This window comes from Marinobacter bryozoorum, from assembly GCF_023156245.1.
Taxonomy (GTDB): domain Bacteria; phylum Pseudomonadota; class Gammaproteobacteria; order Pseudomonadales; family Oleiphilaceae; genus Marinobacter; species Marinobacter bryozoorum.
This window is the reverse complement of the sequence record NZ_JAKZAH010000076.1, coordinates 1-5,428: the sequence shown is the minus strand read 5'-3', so window position 1 is coordinate 5,428 and position 5,428 is coordinate 1. Positions and strand designations below refer to the sequence as shown.

Below are 5,428 nucleotides of genomic sequence, written 5' to 3'. Positions count from 1 at the left end.
AACTCCGGCCCTTCAGATTCCTACCACCCTGTTTACCGACATGCTCAACGTGCTAGTAGGACTTTTGACAAATTCCTGACATTTCCACGACCCCTGCCTGACGAACATCCCTCTATCCTTCACGCCACCGCTCCAGGCCGATTTTTCCGCTTTTACTTACGAGTGCAGTCATGACGTCATTGTTCATCAGAAAGCAATCCCTCCCCGCTCATGTATATCGTTGGTTCAATTGGGCGGGAGCCTATGCCCCGATACTGATGCTGTTCTGCTCGGTCCTTATTATCGGGGGGCTGTCCCGTGCCCTTTTGGTCGCGTGGCAATTTGATCGAGTCCAGCCAACCCCCGTGTGGCCAGATATTTTTCTTCACGGCCTGCGAGTGGATCTGATCATAGCCGGTATGGTGGTAGCACCATTGGTATTGCTCCTGCCGATTATGGGCCACCGGTACAGCTGGGCACTCTGGAAGCGCCTCACGATGCTCTGGGCACTGGTCGTGGTTTTTGCATTTCTGTTCATGGAACTGGCCACGCCGACCTTCATTGCCGAATACGATTCCCGACCCAACCGGCTCTTTATTGAGTACCTGAACTATCCGCGGGAGATTCTGAGCATGCTCTGGGAGGGCTATCTGCCCACCGTCCTGCTGGGCTCTTTCCTGGTCATGGCGTTGACAGCCCTATTCGCCTGGCTTATGGGAGCATGGGTACGGCAGGCCAGGCCAGGCAACTATCGGAAAATGTTACTGGTGTGGCCGATGGTGGTGCTCCTGGTGTTCATTAGCATCCGATCCACCACGGGCCATCGCCCCGCCAACCCCGCCATGTTCGCACTAACCTCTGACGCCCTGGTGAACTCGCTGATTCTCAACTCAAGCTGGTCCGTTGCGTTCGCCGTCTACAACCTCAAGCATGAGGCGGACGCCAGTGACCGTTATGGCACTATGGAAATATCCGAGATAGTGGACGAAGTACGCGATGAGCCGTGGCTGCGCAATACGCAGTTCAGTTCCGGGCAATATCCGACATTGCACCACCAGACCCCGGCACGAACCCGGTCACGACCACTTAACCTGGTGATTGTGCTGGAGGAGAGCCTTGGTGCGACCTTTGTTGAATCGCTGGGGGGCCGGCCGGTAACCCCGCGCCTGGAAGCCCTGAAGGGTTCGGGCTGGTGGTTCGAGAACCTTTACGCCACTGGAACAAGATCCGTTCGCGGCATCGAGGCGGTGGTTTCTGGTTTCCTACCCTCGCCGGCACGCAGTGTCGTAAAGCTGTCCCTTTCCCAGACCGGGTTCTTTACGCTCGGGGAATTGTTGAAAAGAGAGGGCTATGACACTGGATTCATATACGGCGGGGAGGCGCATTTCGACAACATGCGCAGCTTCTTTACCGGCAACGGTTTTGACTCCATTGTCGACCAGCAGGATTACGTTGACCCGGTGTTTACTGGCAGTTGGGGGGTCAGTGATGAAGACCTGTTTGAAAAGACCCACCAGGACCTCAAGCAACTCCATGCTTCGGGGAAGCCTTTCTTCCGTCTGGTATTTTCGTCCTCGAACCATACGCCTTTCGAGTATCCCGACGGACGCATCGATCCCTATGACGCGGAAAAAAACACCGTCAATAACGCTGTCAAATACGCGGACCATGCCCTGGGTGAGTTTATCGAATCCGCCAGGAACAGTGCCTACTGGGAAGATACGCTCTTCCTGATCGTTGCCGACCATGACGCGAGGGTCTGGGGTGACGAACTGGTACCCATCAAGAACTTCCAGATTCCGGGCCTGATACTGGGCGCCGATCTTGAAAGCAGGCGCATCAGGACAGTTACCAGCCAGATCGACCTTGCCCCGACGCTGCTATCACTCATGGGCATAGCGAGTGAACATCCCCTAGTGGGCCGTGACCTGGCAGCGTTTCCGGACGAGCCCGGGCGGGCAATGATGCAGTTCAACGATTATTATGCATGGATGGACCAAGATTTTAACGTAACTGTGTTACGACCCGATCAGAGGCCTTTAGCTGGTGTTTATTCCAATCAAAGCGAAAAGACCACTTATGTTGACTTGGAACCGCCTGCAAGCCTGGTTGACAAAGCTCTGGCCCATGCCCTCCTGCCATTGAGACTGTACAGTAACCGCTCATATGGACTACCTACCCACCAACAAGGGTCCGATGATGATTAAATTGAATGCCACATTAGCGGTGTTCTTTCTGGGAGCGGCGGTCGTCAGCCAGACCCCGGCGTTCGCCAGTGAGGGTAGTTCAACCAAGGATGCCGAGGAGCAGTACCTATACCACCCAAAGCACCAGCAGACTAACTTCGACACGGACGTTACGCCTCTGCACCCTGGTTCGCTACAAGGATTCGACTGCATGGACCAGAACGGCGATGGCTATTTGACGATTAAGGAACTCAGCCGCCGGAATGATTGCGTTGAAGATGCCAGCGATAGAGGCCTGGAGTCTTCAACCCGAACAACGCTGATCCTCGATCACCTGGATGCCGACCGGGACCTGAAGGTGAGCAAACGGGAATTCAGCATCTGGAATGAAATGCAGAAACAGTAAAACTGATCACCCCCGGTTGCCGATCTCAATCATGAACTCGGTGCCCCGGTCATCTGACTGTATAACCTGGAGCCCCCAGCCGAGCCGTTCACAGACCAACCGTACAATGAGAAAACCGAAGGTTGTATTGTTGAGTTGGTCTGCTCTGGGCAAGCCGCCGCCGGTTGCACGCGAGACCCTCAGTTTTTTTACCACTGCGTCAGGAAGACCTGAACCAAAATCCTTTACCAGAATCCCGTTCGACAGCATATGCACCTCAACAGGTGACCTGGTATGGCGCAGCGCATTCTGCAACAGGTTGCGCATTAGCATACGCACCAATACGGGATAGGTTCTGACTCTCACATCCGGATTATCTTCAAATAGCGTAATGCGCCCAGCCTGGTCGGGGTGCCCATGCTCCAGATCGTCAATCGTGGTCCGGACGATCTCACTCACCTTAACCATCCTGGAGCCTTCGCTCGAAGCCTCGCTGCGGGCAAGCTCCAGCAGAACATCCATGTCGTCGCGCATGGTCTGCATGGCCCTGCGCAGGCGGGCCAGGGTCTTCTGATCAGCTTCCGACAGGTTTTGGCGTTGCTCCAGCACATTGAGTGCGCCATTCATCACCGCCAGGGGCGTACGCAGTTCATGACTGGCCAGCTTTACAAAGGATTTCTCTCTCTCAATGTGGTGCTCTAGCTCTGAGAGAAAGCGGTTGAAAGCCTCGGCGATGTCGCAAAATTCCTGATCGCGATAACTCGTGTTGATTCGCGGCACCGACGTTCCAGGTACCGCACCCAGCACCTCACGGGTCAATTTTCTGAACGGACGCACCAGATAGCGGGCACTCCCTCGAGCCATAAAATAGCCGATCAGGAGCATACCAGCCGCCACGCTGATCAGGATCAGCTGAACCAGGAACTCACGATTCTCCATGATGGTAATATCCTGGGCCAGGAAGAGTTTTCCATTGGGTTCCTCAAGTCGTTCACCGACAATAAGCAGCGTCGTCTCGCCGACTTCGATTTCCCGGGAAAATGGCAGGGTGCGTGCTTGGAAATACGTCGGCAGCAGCGCCTCAGTCTCTCCCTCAGGCAGGAATACTGCTTCCAGCCTTGCCGTTTTTACAGGCTGGAATTCATCGTTGCGAAGCCGCTCCTTGAAAAACTCAGCGTCCGCTTTCAGTTCAAGATCCAGAATGGTGTCTTCTACATCATCGACAAACTGCTCAACAATGAATATGGACACCGCCGCAGTGGCGGCAATAAGGAGAAACAGGGTTCGGGTGAGCCTGGCCGTCAACGAGGATTTCATGATGTCGTCCGGTCGCCATCTTCGGGAGACTCCAGACGATACCCCCGCCCATGAACCGTTTTCACCAATCCGTTGCCAAGGTCTGCCGCCAACGCTTTTCGAAGCGTGTAGATATGGGTACGCAGACTGTTACCCTCGGCATCCCCGTAGCGGGCACCCCCCCATAAGGCATCGCTGAGCGCCGTATGACTGAGAAAATTCGGGTAAGCTCGTATCAGCAATTCGAACAACCGGGACGACGTGCCGGAAAGCGTGGTTTTCATTCCACGCAGTTCGACTTCCAGGGTGCCAGGGGTGAACCGGATCTCCCCGGCCTGCAGAACCGGCTTCATTGGTGAATGGCGCCGGTGAAGCGCCTCGATTCTCAACTGGAGTTCCCGCAATTCAAACGGTTTTACGAGATAATCGTCCGCACCGCACTCAAAGCCTTTTTCCTTGTCGTTGAGCGCACTGAGGGAGGTAATCAGAATGATGGGGGTCTGACATTGCAGGTCCTGTCGGATACGACGGCAAACATCGAAGCCATTCACGCCCGGCAGCATCAGGTCGAGTACGATGACGTCGTAGCTCTCGGTGGCCAGTAGGTGTAAGGCAGTCAGACCGTCAGCCGCGAAATCAAGCGAATAGCGGTCCTCACCCAGGAACTCGAAAAGATTCTCCGCAAGGTCCACCTGATCTTCCACGACCAGTAGCCTTAGAGGCGGCCTGTTAGCTGTCATTCAATAGGGCTCCATCAGCATTCGACGCCGACTGCAGATTTCGAACAGGGGTCTCTATAGCGAGTAACTGGTAGCGGCGGTTCCTGAGAACCTTGTCAGCTGACGACGATAGCGCCGCGATTTCCCGGTCCGACCAGTCTTCGGGAACAGCCACATAGAATCGTCGTACTCCATCGCTCTGCCGCAGTTCCTTCCAATCGTCCTCCGAAATTTCCATAGCCTTTCCACGCGAGTAATATCTGGCCGAGAATGGCAGATCATCCAGATAGAGCAATGGGCTGTCGCCAGGCTCTCTGACCTGCAGGTAATAGCTTACCAGTTCTTTTTCCGTCTTGAACGGTATCAGGCCTGCCGTAGTCAGCCCCACGAAAACAGTCAGCAGCACGGGCACCGATCCCACCAACAGTGGCCTCATTGCGAAAAGTCTTGCGGAATCCATATCTGAAATCCAACGACCGATCAGCATGGCTGTAAATGGCAAGGATGGCAGCACATAGGTCCAGAGCGTGTTACCCGCGGCGGTAAAAAACAGCATTGGCGCCAGCGCACTGACAAAAAGAGAGCAGGAGCCAGGATGTGACAGCGGCAGCCGAATGCGACCTGTCCCTCGACCAGCAAACCAGCTGGCAATCACGCCCACCAGTGCAACAAGTCCCCAGGGGAACGATGCCCACAACCAGAACAACCAGATCATACCTTTGGGCTGATCGTGAGCACTGCCATACAGATCGCCGGTCCATCCGGGATCCAGGAAGCGGCGAATATGCTCCCCTACGATAAAATAATCCAGAAACCCGGGTGTCTTGAGTTCAGCCAGCAGATACCAGGGGCCAACCAGAAAC

Annotated in this window: 4 protein-coding genes and 1 pseudogene; 2 read left to right on the top strand and 3 right to left on the bottom strand. The window is 55.1% G+C overall.

Features of this window, described 5'->3' with window-relative positions; all coding sequences use genetic code 11:
- The first annotated feature begins 170 nt into the window (after nt 1–170).
- Complete coding sequence (locus tag MLC59_RS19370; RefSeq protein WP_248185786.1) at nt 171–2,186, top strand: LTA synthase family protein; 2,016 nt, start codon at nt 171–173, stop codon at nt 2,184–2,186.
- Entirely contained in the window at nt 2,176–2,571 is a 396-nt protein-coding gene (locus MLC59_RS19365) for an EF-hand domain-containing protein (protein WP_248237242.1), read from the top strand. Before MLC59_RS19370 ends, MLC59_RS19365 begins: the two co-directional genes overlap by 11 nt.
- Before the next feature lie 6 nt (nt 2,572–2,577).
- Here MLC59_RS19365 and MLC59_RS19360 read toward each other — a convergent pair whose 3' ends face one another.
- The 3 genes and pseudogenes from MLC59_RS19360 to MLC59_RS19350 all read right to left on the bottom strand — a co-directional run.
- Nucleotides 2,578–3,867 carry a HAMP domain-containing sensor histidine kinase gene (locus MLC59_RS19360; protein WP_248237241.1) on the bottom strand — a complete coding sequence of 430 codons (1,290 nt, stop codon included), beginning with the start codon at nt 3,865–3,867 and terminating at the stop codon, nt 2,578–2,580.
- Nucleotides 3,864–4,586 carry a response regulator transcription factor gene (locus MLC59_RS19355; RefSeq protein WP_248237240.1) on the bottom strand — a complete coding sequence of 241 codons (723 nt, stop codon included), beginning with the start codon at nt 4,584–4,586 and terminating at the stop codon, nt 3,864–3,866. Before MLC59_RS19355 ends, MLC59_RS19360 begins: the two co-directional genes overlap by 4 nt.
- A pseudogene (locus MLC59_RS19350) lies at nt 4,576–5,428 on the bottom strand (ArnT family glycosyltransferase); the annotation flags it as partial. The pseudogene MLC59_RS19350 and the gene MLC59_RS19355, both read right to left, overlap by 11 nt.